The following is a 15,425-nucleotide window of genomic DNA, read 5'->3' as shown; positions in this document are numbered from 1 at the left end:
GGTCACGGCTCCAGGGCTTGTACGTTCCTGCGCGCCCGCTGGTACGCCCCGGGCGGTACGCCGACGATCCGGCGGAAGTGCCTGGTCAGATGTGCCTGGTCGACGAAGCCGACGGTGACGGCGGCCTCGGCCGGCATGGTGCCGGCGTCCAGCAGCCGACGGGCCGATCCGACCCGGTGCTGGGTCAGCCAGGCGTGCGGCGGCAGCCCGTACACGCTGCGGAAGGCGCGCAGCAGCGGGAACGGTCGGGCCTGGACCGCGGCGGCGAGCTCGTCCAGGGTGGGCGGGTCGGCGATCCGGGCCACCAGCAGGTCCCTGGCCTGTTGCGCCGCGCGCAGCCCGTCGGCGGGAGGCTGCCGGTCCGGGCTGCGGCCCCGGGCGTGGCCGCGGACCACCCGGGCCAGCGCCAGCTCCAGCAGCGTGCTCGCGGCGAGGACCTGGTTCTGCCCGGCGGCCCGGTGCACCCGCTGGACCAGCTGGTTCAACTCCTCGTCCACCGCGACGGGGCTGTTGAACCCCAGCGTCCCGGAGCCGGCGCCCAGGTCGGCGGCGACCGCTGACATCCGTTCCACACTCGGGTAGACCACCTGGTAGCTCCAGCCGCCGGGGTCGCCGGCCTGCCCGGTGTGCAGGGTGTCCGGGTCGACCAGGGCGAGGCTGCCGGCCCCCGCGACCTCCAGCCGGCCCCGGTAGTGGAACGCCTCGACGCCGGTGGTGATCGCGGCGATCACATAGGTCGCATGGGTGTGCTTGCCGAAGGAGTGCCGGACGTAGGAGGCGTCGAGCAGGTCGACCTCGGGGAGCGCCGGGTGGGTCCAGTAGTGGGCGCGCTCCTGGGAGTTGGATCCCCTGACTGCAGCGGTCATGACGGCGGCCCCGCCTACTCCAGCTGGTCCGCGAAGGCCAGCAGTTTCTCGGTCGAGTACGCGAGGCGCCCCGCGCGCAGGTCGTCGAGCACCCCGTCCAGCCAGGTCAGCTCGGCCGCGGTGACGGCCCGCAGGTACTCGCCCTCCAGGGCGGTGATCCGCGGCAGCCCGCGCTCGGCCTCCGCCGCCGCGGCGGCGTCCATGTCGCGCACCGAGGCCGCCACCAGTTCGCGGCGCGCTTCCAGCGCCGCCAGCATCTCCGCCGGTTCCAGCAGCAGCAGCTGCGACAGCGCGGCGGGGAACTCCGGGTACTCCTGCTTGGGCGTGCGCAGCATCTCGACCAGCCAGGACCGCGCCGTCGCCCGGCCCTGCTCGGTGACCTCGTAGACGGTGCGCTCGGGGTACTGCTGGTCCCGGCCGGTCTCCCGGACCGCGATCAGCCCGGCGGCGAGCAGCCGGTCGATGGTCCGGTAGAGGCCGGCCCGCTGGCCGACGTTGACGACCTGGTCCTTGCCCCACTGCTTGATCAGCCGCTGGATCCCGTAGGGGTGCAGCGGCTTGTAGGCCAGCAGGGACAGCACGGTGAGCGCCAGCGGCGAACTGCGCACGGGGGTGGGGGTGTCCATACGGGACATCCTAGCGCGGACTAGCCCCGTCGATACTAGTTGACTTGAGACTAGTTCCAGTGCGACTATCAATCCATCGACGCGAGAGCACGGACGAAGGATGGGAAGCAGTCATGAGTACGCGAGACACCCGCACCGCCCTGGTCATCGGCGGAGGCATCGCCGGCCCGATCGCCGCCATGGCCCTGCAGCAGGCCGGTATCGAAGCCACCGTCTTCGAGGCCTACACCGGCACCGCGGACGGCAAGGGCGGCGGCATGACCATCGCCCCCAACGGGCAGGACGCCTTGGACGCCGTCGGCCTCGGGGAGCTGCTCCGGCCGCTCGGCGTCCCGATGACCGGCATCGTGATGCAGGACTGGGCCGGCCGGCGCCTCGCCGAGTTCGGCAACCCGCCCGGCGTCCCGCCGATGCAGCTGGTCTGGCGCGCCGACCTCTACACCACGCTGTACGGGGAGACCGAGCGCCGCGGGATCCGCATCGAGCACGGCAAGCGCCTGGTCGACGCGGTGGACACGGCCGACGGCGTCACGGCGCACTTCGCCGACGGGACGACGGCCACCGCGGACATCCTGATCGGCGCCGACGGCATCCGCTCCACCGTGCGCACCCTGATCGACCCGGACGCGCCCGGCCCCTCCTACGCCGGGCTGATCAGCTTCGGCGCCCAGGTACAGGGGAGCACCACGCCGTCGACCCGCTCCAAGATGAACATGAGCTTCGGCAAGCAGGCCTTCCTGGGCTACCAGGTGCTCGACGACGCCTCGGCCATCTGGTTCGTCAACCTCCCGCACCCGGAGGCGGTCTCGGCGGCCGAGACGAAGCAGACCCCGTCGGAGGAGTGGCTGCGGCTGCTGAGCTCGAAGTTCGCCGACGACCGCACTCCGGCGCGGGAGCTGATCGGCCGTACCGCCCCGGAGGACCTGATCGTGGTCGGCCCGGTGGAGAACATGCCGCCGCGGGTGCCGGTGTGGAGCCGGGGCCGGATGGTCCTGGTCGGCGACTCGGCGCACGCGCCCTCGTCCAGCTCGGGGCAGGGCGCCTCACTGTCCATCGAGAGCGCCGTGGAACTGGCCCGCTGCCTGCGCGACCTGCCCCACCAGGAGGCCTTCGCCGCCTACGAGCAGCTGCGCCGGCCCCGGGTGGAGCGGGTGATCAGGGAGACCACCCACAAGAACAGCGCCAAGGCGGCGGGGCCGGCCGGGCGGGTGGTCTTCGCCATGATGATGCGGCTGTTCGGCAGGATCAACAAGCCGGAGAAGATGGCCTGGGTGTTCGACCACCGGATCGACTGGAATGCCCCGGTCACCGCCTGACCGATCGTCACCGGCACCTCACCGGTACACCGGCGCCCCGGAAGCCGACCTCGGCTTCCGGGGCGCCTTCGGCTTCAGCCGGCCGGCGGCGGCGCGGTGCTCTCCCGTACCACCAGCTGCGGGGTGACCACGCTGCGCACCTCGCCGCCCGGCCGGTGGTCCTCGGCGAGCTGCTCCAGCAGCAGCGACACGCACAGCCGTCCGACCTGCTCGAAGTCCTGGTGCACGGTGGTGAGCGGCGGATGGAAGAAGCCCGACTCCGGGATGCCGTCGTAGCCGATCACGCTGACGTCGCGGGGGACCTCCCGGCCCGCCTCGCGCAGGGCCTTGATCAACCCCAGCGCCATGTGGTCGTTGGCCGCGAAGACCGCGGTGACGTCCTTGTCCTCGGCCAGCCGGCGGCCGATCAGATAGCCGGAGTCCGCCGACCAGTCGCCGTAGAGCACGGCCGGGATCGGCGCCCCGGCCCGCTTGAGGGTGCTGTACCAGGCGGCCGCGCGGCGCCGCGCCGAGAAGGAGTCCTGCGGTCCGGCCAGGTGCCAGACGGTGCGGTGGCCCAGACCCAGCAGATGGGCGGTGGCGGCTTCGGCGCCGGCCGCCTGGTTGTTGTCCACCGAGGGGTGGCGCTGGTCCGGGTCCCCGTCGGCGACCACCACCGGGACCCCGGTGGGCAGCCGCAGGTCGGGGTGGTCCAGGATCTGCGCCTCGATCATGATGATGCCGTCCACGCCCTGGCCCGCCAGTTTGGAGAACGCCTTGCGCATCGCTCCCCCGGTCTGGGACTCGGGTCCGACCAGGTTCACCGAGTAGCCGGCTGTCTGCGCGGCCTCCGAAATGGCTTGCAGGGTACGGCTGTTGCCATGGGCGCTGAGGCTGAAGCTGATCACGCCGATCATCCGGAACCGGCCGGTCACCAGGGCGCGTGCGGCGCTGTTGGGCCGGTACCCCAGCACCTGCATCGCGGAGAGGACCCGCTGCCGGGTCTCCTCGTCCACGTTGCTGCGTTCATTGGCGACCCGGGACACGGTCTGGCTCGAGACCCCGGCCAGCGCCGCGACGTCCGCCTGGGAGGGCGGCTTGACGGTCTGCGTCACCTTGCGGGCCTCTGTCACACGTCTCACCTCTCGTGATGTTTACGTCAACATCGTATCCAGCCCACGGCAGCCCCGGCAATGCTTCCGAGCCACCACGGAACCGGCCTGCCCTCCGGCGTTTGGTCCGTATTCGGATGGTTCCGCCAGGCTGTTCGCGGTGCCGACTCCTGCTGGAAATTTTTCGGCAACGAGCCTTGACGCCTTCGATGCGGCTGGCACACACTCATCGACACATGGACCGTGTTTGCGTAAACATGTCTGCGAAATGGACCCAGCTGTGACGAGCGAAACCCTCCAACCCCGGCTCCGCCGCCGAAGGGCACCACGCCCCGGCAGGTACGGGATGCTCTTCGTGAGCCCGTTCCTGCTGGCCTTCGCCTTCGCGATCGCCGCACCGCTGCTGTACGCGGCCTACCTGAGCCTGTTCCGGCAGGGCCTGGTCGGCGGCAATGTCTTCGTGGGCCTGGACAACTACAGCCGCGCCCTCTCGGACGCGCTGCTGCACACCGGGCTGATCCGGGTCGCGATCTTCCTGGCGGTCCAGGTCCCGGTGATGCTGGGGATGGCGCTGCTCGCCGCGCTGGCACTGGACAGCGGCCGGCTGCGCTGGGCCGCGCTGTTCCGCATCGGGATCTTCATCCCCTACGCGGTCCCCGCCGTGGTGGCGGCCCTGATGTGGGGCTACATCTACGGTCCGCGGTTCGGCCTGGTGCACCAGATCGGCAGTGATCTGAGCATCCCGCTCCCGGACCTGCTCTCGCACTCCTGGATGCTCGCCTCCATCGGCAACATCACCACCTGGGAGTACACCGGCTACAACATGCTGATCCTGTACGCGGCGCTGCGCTCGGTCCCCTACGAGCTCTACGAGGCCGCGGAGGTGGACGGGGCGGGTGAGATCCGCAAGGCGGTCAGCATCAAGATCCCGGCGCTGCGGCAGGCCCTGCTGCTGTGCACCATCTTCTCGATCATCGGCAGCTTCCAGCTGTTCAACGAGCCCAATGTGCTCCAGGCGCTGGCCCCCGGCGTGATCACCACCAACTACACGCCCAACATGTACGCCTTCAACCTCGCCTTCAACGGCCAGGAGTACAACTACTCCGCCGCCATCGCCGTGGTCCTCGGCGGCGTCACCGCCGTCGTCGCCTACGCCGTCCAGCTGTGGACCAACCGACAGGAGCGTGCGTTGTGAGCGCTGCAACCACCGCCCCCGACCGGCCGCCCGTGGCCACCCCGTCCCGCCGTCCGCGCCAGCGCCCGGCCAGGCCGCGCAGCCGGGCCAGTACGTCGCTGACCGTCGCCATGGTGCTGATGCTGGCCTACACCCTGGTGCCGCTGCTGTGGCTGGTGATGAGCAGCACCAAGAACAGCCAGTCGCTGTTCTCCAGCTTCGGCCTGTGGTTCGGGAACGGCTTCTCCTTCTTCCACAACGTCCATGAGGTGCTGACGTACGACAACGGCATCTATGTCCGCTGGCTCGGCAACACCGTGCTCTACGCCGTCGTCGGCGCCGGCGGCGCGGCCGCGCTGGCCGCGCTCGGCGGGTACGGGCTGGCGAAGTACTCCTTCCGCGGCAAGCGGATGGTCTTCGGGATGGTGATCGGCGCCATCACGGTGCCGACCACGGCGCTCGCGGTGCCGACCTATCTGCTGTTCAGCAAGATCGGCATCGTGAACACCCCCTGGGCCGTCATCATCCCGGCGCTGGCCAGCCCGTTCGGGCTCTACCTGATGCGGGTCTACGCCCTGGAGGCGGTGCCCGACTCGCTGCTGGAGGCGGCCCGGATCGACGGCGCGAGCGAGCTGCGGACCTTCTTCACCATCTCGCTGCGGCTGCTGGCCCCCGGCTTCGTCACGGTGCTGCTGTTCACGCTGGTGGCGACCTGGAACAACTACTTCCTGCCGCTGATCGTGCTGAACAACCCCAAGTGGTTCCCGCTCACCGTCGGCCTGAGCCAGTGGAACTCCCAGACCACCGGACCGCAGACCGGCGCCACCCTGGACCTCTACCCGATGGTGATCACCGGCAGCCTGCTGGCGGTGGTGCCGCTGGTGGTCGCCTTCCTGCTGCTGCAGCGCTACTGGCAGTCGGGCCTGGCCGCGGGCAGCGTCAAGCAGTAGCACCCCCTGATCCCCCACCGGTCCCGGCGTCCCACCCGAGCCCACCGGTGCGGTCCAGCACGTCCCGAAACGCCCTGACACGTCCTGACACTCCATCGAAAACCCTCACCCTCCCGACAGGAGACCATCCCAGATGGACACCACGCGCAGATCATCCCGCTTGCGGACCCGTACGGTGCTGGCACTGTCCGCCGCGCTGGCCCTCTCGCTGACCGCGGCCTGCAGCAGCAGCTCCTCCGGGAACGGGGCCGCCAACCCGGCCGCCGCCGGGTCCTCGGCCGCCGACGCGCTCAACACCCCGACCACGCTCACCTTCTGGACCTGGGTGCCGAGCATCCAGACCACGGTGAACGCGTTCGAGAAGAAGTACCCGAACATCAAGGTCAATGTGGTGAACGCGGGCCAGTCCGCCGCCGAGTACACCAAGCTGCAGACCGCGATCAAGGCCGGCAGCGGCGCCCCGGACGTGGCCCAGATCGAGTACTTCGCGCTGCCGCAGTTCGCCCTGTCCAAGCAGGTCGTCGACCTGACCCAGTACGGCGCCGCCTCGCTGAAGTCGGGCTACACGGCCTCGGCCTGGGACCAGGTCGCGCTGCAGGGCGGCATCTACGGCTACCCGCAGGACACCGGGCCGCTGACGATGTTCTACCGCACCGACATCTTCAAGAGCCTGGGCCTGACCGCGCCCACCACCTGGGCCGAGTTCGCGGCCGACGCCGCCAAGATCCACGCGGCCGACCCGACCCACTACATCACCTCGATCGACCCGGGCGACGCCGGCGGCGTCGACAGCCTGATCTGGCAGGCCGGCGGCAAGCCCTTCCAGACCACCGGCTCCACCTCGGTCAACGTCAACCTCAAGGACAGCGGCTCGGCCAAGTTCTCGTCCATGTGGACCTCGCTGCTCTCCAAGAAGCTGGTCGACCCCACCCCCGGCTGGACCACCGACTGGTGGAAGAGCATGGGCAGCGGCAAGTACGCGATGTGGATCGCCGGCGCCTGGGCCCCGGGTTCGCTGGAGACCACCATCGCCAACACCAAGGGCAAGTGGGGCGTCGCACCGGTGCCGCAGTGGACCGCGGGTGACAACGTCTCGGCGGAGAACGGGGGCTCCTCCGACGCGGTGGTCTCCACCAGCACCCACAAGGCCGCCGCCGCGGCCTTCGCCGCCTGGCTCAACTCCAGCGCCGAGGGCGCCGCCTCGCTCAACAGCATCGGGCTGTTCCCGGCCACCACGGCCCTGCTGAACAGCTCCACCTTCCTGGACCAGACCTTCCCCTTCTTCAACGGGCAGAAGGCCAACCAGGTCTTCGCCGCCTCCTCCAAGGCGGTCGCCGCGGGCTGGCAGTACCTGCCCTACCAGGTCTACGCCAACTCGATCTTCAAGGACAGCATCGGCCAGGCCATCACCAACGGCAGCGACCTGTCCGCCGCACTCGGGACCTGGCAGACCGGCATCTCCCAGTACGGTACCCAGCAGGGCTTCACCGTGGCCAACGGCTGAGCACCGCGCACCGGCCGCCCATCCCTCCGGCCGCCCACCACGGGCGGCCGGACCCCGCCCCGACCGCCCCTGTACCGATAGCGGAGCCAGACAACCGTGGCCATACTCGACATCACCGATGACGGATTCCACCTGGACGGCCAGCCGTTCCGCATCCTCTCCGGCGGACTGCACTACTTCCGGGTCCACCCCGAGCAGTGGGCCGACCGGCTGCACAAGGCCCGGCTGATGGGCCTCAACACCGTCGACACCTACGTCCCCTGGAACCTGCACGCCCCGCGTCCGGACGTGTTCTCCCTGGACGGCATCCTGGACCTGCCGCGCTTCCTGGAGCTGGCCGCGGCGGAGGGGCTGCACGTACTGCTGCGGCCCGGACCCTACATCTGCGCCGAGTGGGAGGGCGGCGGGCTGCCGTCCTGGCTGCTGGCCGACCCCACCATGGAGCTGCGCACCACCCACCCGGGCTTCGTGGCCGCGACCGACGACTACCTGGACCGGCTGCTGCCCGCCGTCCTGCCGTACCTGTCCACCCGCGGCGGACCGGTCATCGCCGTCCAGTTGGAGAACGAGTACGGCGCCTTCGGCGAGGACGCCGGCTATCTGACCCGGCTGGCCCAGGCCCTGGTCAAGCGCGGCGTCGACGTCCCGCTGTTCACCTCCGACCAGCCGGGCGACCTGGCCGGCGGCGGCCTGGACGGGGTGCTGCGCACCGTCAACTTCGGCTCCGGCGCGGAACGCGGGCTGGCTGCGCTGCGTGCGCAGCAGCCGACCGGGCCGCTGATGTGCACCGAGTTCTGGAACGGCTGGTTCGACCGCTGGGGCGGCAAGCACACCGTCCGCCCGGCCGCCGACGCCGCCCGGACCCTGGACGAGATGCTGTCCGCCGGTGCGTCGGTGAACTTCTACATGTTCCACGGCGGCACCAACTTCGGCTTCACCAACGGCGCCAACGACAAGGGCGACTACCGCGCCACCATCACCTCCTACGATTACGACGCCCCGCTCGACGAGGCCGGCGACGCCACTCCCAAGTACCGTGCCTTCCGCGAGGTCATCGCCCGGCATGCGTCGGTGCCCGAGCAGCCGGTCCCGGCGCCCTCCGCCAAGTTCGCCCGGTCCGGCATCGAACTCACCGAGCAGGCACCGCTGTTCGCCGACCTCCCGGCCCTCGGCACCCCGGTTTCCGGCGACCGTCCGCTGACCATGGAGGAGCTGGGGCAGAGCTTCGGTTTCGTGCTCTACACCACCCGGCTGCGGACGCCCGGACCGACCCGGCTCACCGTCGGCGCCGTGCGCGACCGCGCCCAGGTCTTCCTGGACGGGCAGCCGGTGGGCGTCCTGGAGCGCGAGAACCACGAGCACACCCTGGTCTTCACCGTGCCCGACGGCGGGGCGGAGCTGCGGGTGCTGGTGGAGAACCAGGGGCGGGTCAACTACGGGGCGGCCCTGCACGACCGCAAGGGCCTGATCGGCCCGGTGACGGTCAACGGCAAGCCGGCTGACGAATGGTCAAGCCTGCCGCTGCCGCTGGACGACCTCGCCCCCTTCGCCTTCGGCCCGGCCCCCGACGTCCCCGTCCCCGGGCCGGTGCTGCACCGGGGCACCTTCCAGGCCGACCGTTCAGCCGACAGCCATCTGCACCTGGACGGCTGGACCAAGGGCATCGCCTGGGTCAACGGCTTCAACCTGGGCCGCTACTGGTCCCGCGGGCCGCAGCGCTCGCTGTACGTGCCCGCCCCCGTGCTGCGGCCCGGAGCCAACGAGATCGTCCTGCTCGAACTCCACGGCTCCACCGGCCGCACCGTCGACCTGCGCGAGGTCGCCGACCTCGGGCCCACCGAGGAGTAGCGCCAAGGAACCACCACCCCACCCGGCACACCGTTGGAGGGACCGTCATGTCCAGGCTCGTCCTGACCCCCACCCGGCGCCTACGCGCCCTCCTGTGCACCCTCGTCACCGCCCTCGCCACCGTCCTGACCACCGCCGCGATCGGCGGCCTCGCCGTACTGCTGCCGGCGCAGGCCGCCTTCGCGGACACCAGCAGCACGTTCACCCCCGGCAGCGCCTGGAACGACAGCTCCGGCAACGCCCTGCAGATGCACGGCCTCGGCATCATCAAGGTCGGCTCCACCTGGTACGGCTTCGGCGAGAACAAGTCCGGCGAGAGCTCGTCCGACGCCGCCTTCCAGTCCGTCAACTGCTACAGCTCCACCGACCTGTCCCACTGGACCTACCAGGGCGCCGCGCTGAGCGAGCAGAGCAGCGGGGACCTCGGCCCGAACCGCGTGGTGGAGCGCCCCAAGGTCATCTACAACAGCAGCACCGGCATGTACGTGATGTACCTGCACATCGACAACGCCGGCTACAGCGAGGCCAAGGTGGGCGTCGCCACCAGCAGCACCCCCTGCGGCGCCTACAGCTATCTCGGCAGCTCACAGCCGCTGGGCTTCCAGAGCCGGGACATCGGGCTGTTCCAGGACACCGACGGCACCGGCTACCTGCTGAGCGAGGACCGCGCCAACGGCCTGCGCATCGACAAGCTCTCCGGCGACTACCTCAGCGTGGTCTCCTCGGTCCAGGTCTTCGCCGACTACGAGGCTCCGGCCATGGTCAAGGCCAACGGCGTCTACTACCTGCTGGGCTCGCACCTCAGCGGCTGGAGCGCCAACGACAACGTCTACGCCACCGCCACCTCGCTGACCGGGACCTGGTCCGCGTTCCGCACCTTCGCCCCGGCGGGCACCCGGACCTACACCACCCAGACCGCCAACATCATCCCGGTGCAGGGCAGTTCGGGGACCACCTACATCTACGCCGGCGACCGCTGGACCACCGGCGACCTGGGTGCCTCGCCCATGGTCTGGCTGCCGCTGACGCTGAGCGGCACCACCGTCTCGGTGGGCTGGCAGAACAGCTGGACCCTGGACGTCACCACCGGCGCCTGGTCCGGCACCTCCAACCCGACCGCCGCCACCCGAACCCTCACCGCCGCCAACAGCGGTCTGCTGATGGACGTCAGCAGCGGCTCCACGGCCAACGGGGCGCACATCATCCAGTGGACCGCGACCGGCGGCGGCAACCAGAAGTGGGCGCCGACCCGGGTCTCCGGCAATGTCTACACGCTGACCGGCACTGCCTCCGGCAAGTGCCTGGAGGTGCCGAACAGCTCGCTGGCCCAGGGCACCCAGCTGGACATCTGGACCTGCAACGGCGGGACCAACCAGCAGTGGGCGCTGGCCTCCACCGGCAGCTGGACCAGTTCCACCGACACCACCTACGTGCTGGTCAACCTGAAGAGCGGCTGGACCGTCGACGTCAGCGGCCAGTCCACCACGGCCGGCGCGGTGGTCGACCAGTGGGCCGCCAACGGCGGCAGCAACCAGTCCTGGACCCTGAACTGAACCTTGCTCCCTGCGGCCCGGTCACCCGTCCCCTTGCCGGGGCGGGCGACCGGGCCGCAGAGGGGTGCCTCCACGCGGAGCTGACGGTCGGGTCGGCCTGATCCCTGGCGTCCTCATCCGCCCGGTCGGTGGAGCAGCAGGCAGGCCTGCGGGGCTCCGGGCCCCTGCAGGTCCCTGAGCAGGGTGGCGTCCAGCACCAGGCCGGCGGCGGTGGCCAGTTCGGCGATCAGTTCCGGTGGGCGCAGGTAGAGGTCGAGGGACATGGGATGGCCGTAGCCCTGGTCCTTGCGGCGCTTCTCGTCGCCGACGTGGAAGCCGAGCAGCACGTGGCCGCCGGGGGCCAGCACCCGGTGGAACTCGCGGAACGCCACCGGCAGTTCCTCCGTGGGGGTGTGCACGGTCGAGTACCAGGCGACGACTCCCCCGAGCCCGCCGTCGGGCAGGTCCAGGGCGGTCATCGTGCCGACGTCGAATCGCAGACCGGGGTGCGTCCGCCGGGCCACCCCGACCATCACCGGTGACAGCTCGACGCCGAAGGCGTCCAGGCCCAGGGTGTGCAGATGGGCCGTCACATGTCCTGGCCCGCAGCCCGCGTCGAGGACGGGGCGGTCGCCGCCGGCCAGTACCAGCTCGGCGAACGCGGCCATCGTCGAACGCCCCAGCAGGTCGTTCTCGAAGGCCGGGCCCACCAGCCCGGCGTAGGACTCGGCGACGGTGTCGTAGGAGGCGCGGATCTCGGTCAGATGAGTCGGCTCAGCCATGCGCAGACCTTACCGGGGGGCCGCTGAGCGCAATATTCGGATGTAGATACCGAGTGTATAGACGCAGTATCCATACTCGGCGTACGGTAACGCCATGAGTGTTCCGCTGACCCTGTTGGGGCTGCTCGACCGCGAGCCGAGCCATGGATACGACCTCAAGCGCGACTACGACACCTTCTTCGTCCGGGGCAAGGCCCTTCCCCCCGGCCAGGTCTACTCGACCCTCGGGCGGCTCGCCCGCGACGGCAAGGTCGTCGCCGGGGAGAACGAGGCCGGCAGCGGCCCGGACCGCAAGCGCTACGCGATCACCCCGGCCGGCCGGAACGAGGTCGAGTCCTGGCTGGCCGAGCCGGTGGACGGCGACCCCAATCTGCAGACCGTACTGTTCGTCAAGGTCGTGCTGGCGCTGATGCTGGGACGCGACGCCGAGGGCTACCTCAACGCCCAGCGCGCCTCGCACCTCAAGCGGATGCGCGAACTGACGGCCCTTCGTCGCAGCGGCGACCCGGTCGACGCGCTGCTCGCCGACCACCGGCTGTTCCATCTGGAGGCCGACCTGCGCTGGATCGACCTCACCGGTGCCCGGCTCAGCACCCTCGCGGACATGGTGGCCGCGTCATGAGCGCCGCAGAGTACCCGAAGCCCGGGAAGTCGCTGACCGTCCCCTCCCCCGGCGGGACCGGCGACGGCGGCGGCCCGCTGATCGAGGCCCGGGGCCTGTACCGCTCCTTCGGCAGCACGCCCGCGCTGCAGGGCGCCGACCTGGCGGTCGACCCGGGCGAGATCGTGGCCGTGATGGGCCCCAGCGGTTCGGGCAAGTCGACGCTGCTGCACTGCCTGGCCGGGATCTTCCGGCCGGACCGCGGCGAGGTGTGGTTCGACGGCGGCAGGCTGGACCTGCTGAACGAGAACAGGCGGACCGAGCTGCGCCGCACCGCCTTCGGGTTCGTCTTCCAGTTCGGCCAGCTGGTACCGGAACTGACGGTCGCCGACAACATCGCGCTGCCGCTGCTGTTCAACCGGGACGACCGCAAGGACGCCTACCGCAAGGCCGACGACTGGCTGAACCGGCTGGAGCTGGACGGGCTGGGCGGCCGGCGCACCGGTGAGCTCTCCGGCGGCCAGGCACAGCGCGTCGCCATCGCCAGGGCACTGGTGATCCACCCGCGGGTGGTGTTCGCGGACGAGCCGACCGGCTCCCTGGACTCGCTCACCGGCGAGCGCGTCATGGACCTGCTCACCGACCTGGCCCGGGCCGAGGGCACCACGGTGGTGCTGGTCACCCATGACGCCCGGGTCGCCGCCTACGCCGACCGCGAGATCATGGTCCGCGACGGCCTGGTGACCAGCCCGTTCCCGGTGGAAGGCGGCCGCTGATGCTCCGCCTCGGCCTCCGGCTCTCGCTCCAGGGCGGCAGGGAGGCGCTGGTGCGTCTGGCCGCCATCGTCGCCGCCGTCGCCCTGGGCGTCGCGGTGGTGCTGTCGATCCTCGCCGACTACCGCGGCTACCAGACCCTGATGGACCGGCAGTGCTGGGAGTGCACCCACGGCACCGCGGTGAGCAGCACCGCCGCCATCCCCGGCTCCGGCACGCTGTGGAACGTCAGCGACGACTACTTCCACGGCAAGACCGTGGAGCGGCTTGACGTCGCCCCACTGGGCCCCGACGCACCGACCATCCCCGGCCTGCGGCAGCTGCCGGGCGCCGGGCAGTTCGTGGTCTCCCCGGCACTGGCGGCGCTGCTCCGCACGGTCCCCGCCGACCAGCTCGGCGACAGGTTCCCCGGCACCCAGTCCGGGCTGATCGGCGATGCCGCGCTCACCGGACCGGAGCAGCTGGTGGTGGTCGTCGGCCACACCCCCGCGCAGCTCGCCGCCGACTCCGGCACCGAGTACGTCACCCGGGTCGCGACCAAGCACAGCGACATCAGCACCTCCAACATCTACCAGTACGGCTTCCGCCTGGGCACGATCGCGGTGCTGTTCCCGCTGCTGATCCTGATCAGCACGGCCACCCGGCTCGCCGCCGCCCGGCGCGAGGAGCGCTACGCCGCGATGCGCCTGGTCGGCGCGACGCCCCGGCAGATCAATGTGATCGCCTCGGTGGACTCCGCCGTCGGCGCGCTGCTCGGCACGCTGCTGGGCATCGGCGTCTTCCAGCTGATCCGCTCCGGGGTCAACGACCTCGCGGTGACCGGCTCGCGGTTCTTCCCCGCGGTGGTGCACCCCACCGCGGCGGACTACGCCGCCGTGGTCGTCGTCGTGCCGCTGGCCTCCGCGACGGCCGCGCTCTGGTCGCTGCGGCGGGTACGCGTCTCCCCGCTGGGCACCAGCCGCCGGGCGACGCCGCCCGCTCCCGGGGCCTGGCGGCTGGCACCGCTGCTGCTCGGCCTGGTCATCTTCGTCGGGCCGCTGGTGATCCTCGGATTCCAGAACAAGTCGACGAGCGGGCCCAGCAGTTCGGCGCTGGCACTGGCCCAGCTCGGGGTGCTGCTGATCATGGCCGGGCTGATCCTCAGCGGCTCCTGGCTCACCCTGCAGGTGGCCCGGGGCCTGGCCAGGCTCACCAGGGGTCCCGCCGCGCTGCTGGCCGCCCGACGGCTGGCGGACAACCCCAAGGCGGCCTTCCGGGCGGTGAGCGGGCTGGTGCTGGCGGTCCTGGTGGGGACGGCCATCGGCGGCCTGGTGCCGTCAGTGGTCGACGGGCAGAACAGCGGATCCGCCGGGTCGCTGACCCAGGTGCTGCAGGCCGGCTTCGCGGTCGACGCCACCTCGAAACCCGGGCCGGACAACGGTCCGGGCACAGCGGCCGGGCCGGCCCCCGGCGCCCTCGGACTGTCCCCGCAGACCGCCGTCCCGCTGCTCGGCCGACTGCGCTCCTTCCCCGGGACGACCGTGGTGCCGATCTACTCGGACAGTGCCGTCTCCACGACGCCGGCCCGCGGCAGCGGCGGGGAGATCGTCGCCTGCGCCGATCTGCGCGAGCTCAGCGCCCTCGGGCAGTGCGCGCCGGGGGCCCAGGACGTCAAGGCGGACTTCAGGGCGCTCCAGGACGACAACCTGCTCTCCCTGGAGCGGCAGTTGCCGCTGGTCACCAGTGCCAGCGCCACCGGGACCATCGACGTCTCGCAGCTGGACCTGCGCACCGTGCTGGTCAAGGTGGACAGCTCGGACACCCTCGAACAGATCCGCACCCTGCTGTCCACCTACCTGTCCGCCAACGGTGTCACCCAGCCCCCGCAGACCTTCGGCGAGGTCGGCCAGGCCCGGGCCGGGCTGCTCAGGGCCGCCGAACGGGTCATCGAGGTGCTGGTCGGGCTGACCGTCCTGGTCGCCGGGTGCAGTCTGGCGGTGTCCGTCGGCGGGAGCCTGGTCGAGCGCAGGCGGCCGTTCACCCTGCTGCGGCTGAGCGGAACGCCGACGCCGACGCTGTACCGGGCGGTGGTGCTGGAATCCATGCTGCCGCTGCTCACCGCGACCGTGGTGGCCGGAGTGATCGGCTTCGGCACGTCGCTGCCGCTGGTGCTGGCGCTGGTCCCGCAGCACGCCCATCTGGCCGCGCCGGACGGCGCCTACTTCGCGCTGATGGGCGCCGGGCTGCTGGCCTCGGTGCTGGCGATCCTGACGGCGCTGCCGCTGCTCGGCAGACTGACCGCGCCCTCGAACGCACAGTTCGAGTAGGCGGGCCGATCCGGACAGGGGCGGGCAGGGGGGGCGGGCCCCCCCCCCCCCCCCCC

Annotated in this window: 13 protein-coding genes; 9 read left to right on the top strand and 4 right to left on the bottom strand. The window is 71.1% G+C overall.

Features of this window, described 5'->3' with window-relative positions; translation table 11 throughout:
• Positions 1-2: 2 nt before the first annotated feature.
• Together TR46_RS00965 and TR46_RS00960 are read right to left on the bottom strand one after the other, a co-directional pair.
• The gene (locus TR46_RS00965) at positions 3-866 is read right to left on the bottom strand and encodes an AraC family transcriptional regulator (protein ID WP_042391963.1); all 864 of its coding nucleotides are present in this window, start codon (positions 864-866) and stop codon (positions 3-5) included.
• 14 nt (positions 867-880) lie between these two features.
• On the bottom strand, positions 881-1,492 hold the full coding sequence (locus tag TR46_RS00960; protein ID WP_369405972.1) for a PadR family transcriptional regulator: 612 nt from the start codon (positions 1,490-1,492) through the stop codon (positions 881-883).
• 113 nt (positions 1,493-1,605) lie between these two features.
• Here TR46_RS00960 and TR46_RS00955 point away from each other — a divergent pair, with 113 nt between their 5' ends.
• The gene (locus TR46_RS00955) at positions 1,606-2,808 is read left to right on the top strand and encodes an FAD-dependent oxidoreductase (RefSeq protein WP_042391959.1); all 1,203 of its coding nucleotides are present in this window, start codon (positions 1,606-1,608) and stop codon (positions 2,806-2,808) included.
• Between the two features lie 74 nt (positions 2,809-2,882).
• On the opposite strand, the gene TR46_RS00950 is transcribed toward TR46_RS00955, so the two are convergent.
• Complete coding sequence (locus TR46_RS00950; protein WP_042391950.1) at positions 2,883-3,929, bottom strand: LacI family DNA-binding transcriptional regulator; 1,047 nt, start codon at positions 3,927-3,929, stop codon at positions 2,883-2,885.
• 316 nt (positions 3,930-4,245) lie between these two features.
• Between TR46_RS00950 and TR46_RS00945 the strand changes: the two genes are divergently transcribed.
• From TR46_RS00945 to TR46_RS00925, 5 genes are all read left to right on the top strand, one after another.
• Complete coding sequence (locus TR46_RS00945) at positions 4,246-5,094, top strand: carbohydrate ABC transporter permease (protein ID WP_236655159.1); 849 nt, start codon at positions 4,246-4,248, stop codon at positions 5,092-5,094.
• Positions 5,091-6,023: a carbohydrate ABC transporter permease gene (locus TR46_RS00940; RefSeq protein WP_042391946.1), complete on the top strand. Its 933-nt coding sequence runs from the start codon at positions 5,091-5,093 to the stop codon at positions 6,021-6,023. Before TR46_RS00945 ends, TR46_RS00940 begins: the two co-directional genes overlap by 4 nt.
• 133 nt (positions 6,024-6,156) lie before the next feature.
• Entirely contained in the window at positions 6,157-7,527 is a 1,371-nt protein-coding gene (locus TR46_RS00935) for an extracellular solute-binding protein (RefSeq protein WP_042391944.1), read from the top strand.
• Between the two features lie 96 nt (positions 7,528-7,623).
• On the top strand, positions 7,624-9,375 hold the full coding sequence (locus tag TR46_RS00930; RefSeq protein ID WP_042391940.1) for a glycoside hydrolase family 35 protein: 1,752 nt from the start codon (positions 7,624-7,626) through the stop codon (positions 9,373-9,375).
• A 47-nt stretch (positions 9,376-9,422) separates the two neighbouring features.
• Positions 9,423-10,928 (top strand): RICIN domain-containing protein, encoded by a 1,506-nt coding sequence (locus TR46_RS00925; RefSeq protein WP_084717684.1) that lies wholly within the window; start codon positions 9,423-9,425, stop codon positions 10,926-10,928.
• Positions 10,929-11,041: 113 nt separating this feature from the next.
• Here the strand turns inward: TR46_RS00925 and TR46_RS00920 are convergent, their stop codons facing one another.
• Complete coding sequence (locus TR46_RS00920; RefSeq protein ID WP_152626242.1) at positions 11,042-11,689, bottom strand: class I SAM-dependent DNA methyltransferase; 648 nt, start codon at positions 11,687-11,689, stop codon at positions 11,042-11,044.
• Between the two features lie 94 nt (positions 11,690-11,783).
• On the opposite strand from TR46_RS00920, the gene TR46_RS00915 reads away from it, so the two are divergent.
• The 3 genes from TR46_RS00915 to TR46_RS00905 are packed head-to-tail and all read left to right on the top strand — an operon-like array spanning position 11,784 to position 15,369.
• Complete coding sequence (locus tag TR46_RS00915; protein ID WP_042391934.1) at positions 11,784-12,311, top strand: PadR family transcriptional regulator; 528 nt, start codon at positions 11,784-11,786, stop codon at positions 12,309-12,311.
• Positions 12,312-12,343: 32 nt separating this feature from the next.
• Positions 12,344-13,066: an ABC transporter ATP-binding protein gene (locus tag TR46_RS00910; RefSeq protein ID WP_042392219.1), complete on the top strand. Its 723-nt coding sequence runs from the start codon at positions 12,344-12,346 to the stop codon at positions 13,064-13,066.
• A complete protein-coding gene (locus TR46_RS00905) occupies positions 13,066-15,369 on the top strand; it encodes an FtsX-like permease family protein (RefSeq protein ID WP_042391932.1) in 2,304 nt (767 codons plus the stop codon). The genes TR46_RS00910 and TR46_RS00905 overlap by 1 nt, the downstream gene beginning before the upstream one ends.
• The last annotated feature ends 56 nt before the right edge of the window (positions 15,370-15,425 follow it).

This window comes from Streptacidiphilus carbonis (genome assembly GCF_000787775.1).
GTDB classification, from domain to species: Bacteria; Actinomycetota; Actinomycetes; order Streptomycetales; family Streptomycetaceae; genus Streptacidiphilus; species Streptacidiphilus carbonis.
Note: the sequence above shows the minus strand (reverse complement) of the source record. Positions and strands in the feature narration are given on the sequence as shown.

What these genes read in the sequence shown, in the direction of transcription:
- TR46_RS00965 (WP_042391963.1), bottom strand. Translation starts at nt 866, where the DNA reads ATGACCGCTGCAGTCAGGGGATCCAACTCCCAGGAGCGCGCCCACTAC.
- TR46_RS00960 (WP_369405972.1), bottom strand. Translation starts at nt 1,492, where the DNA reads ATGGACACCCCCACCCCCGTGCGCAGTTCGCCGCTGGCGCTCACCGTG.
- TR46_RS00955 (WP_042391959.1), top strand. Translation starts at nt 1,606, where the DNA reads ATGAGTACGCGAGACACCCGCACCGCCCTGGTCATCGGCGGAGGCATC.
- TR46_RS00945 (WP_236655159.1), top strand. Translation starts at nt 4,246, where the DNA reads ATGCTCTTCGTGAGCCCGTTCCTGCTGGCCTTCGCCTTCGCGATCGCC.
- TR46_RS00935 (WP_042391944.1), top strand. Translation starts at nt 6,157, where the DNA reads ATGGACACCACGCGCAGATCATCCCGCTTGCGGACCCGTACGGTGCTG.
- TR46_RS00925 (WP_084717684.1), top strand. Translation starts at nt 9,423, where the DNA reads ATGTCCAGGCTCGTCCTGACCCCCACCCGGCGCCTACGCGCCCTCCTG.
- TR46_RS00920 (WP_152626242.1), bottom strand. Translation starts at nt 11,689, where the DNA reads ATGGCTGAGCCGACTCATCTGACCGAGATCCGCGCCTCCTACGACACC.
- TR46_RS00915 (WP_042391934.1), top strand. Translation starts at nt 11,784, where the DNA reads ATGAGTGTTCCGCTGACCCTGTTGGGGCTGCTCGACCGCGAGCCGAGC.
- TR46_RS00905 (WP_042391932.1), top strand. Translation starts at nt 13,066, where the DNA reads ATGCTCCGCCTCGGCCTCCGGCTCTCGCTCCAGGGCGGCAGGGAGGCG.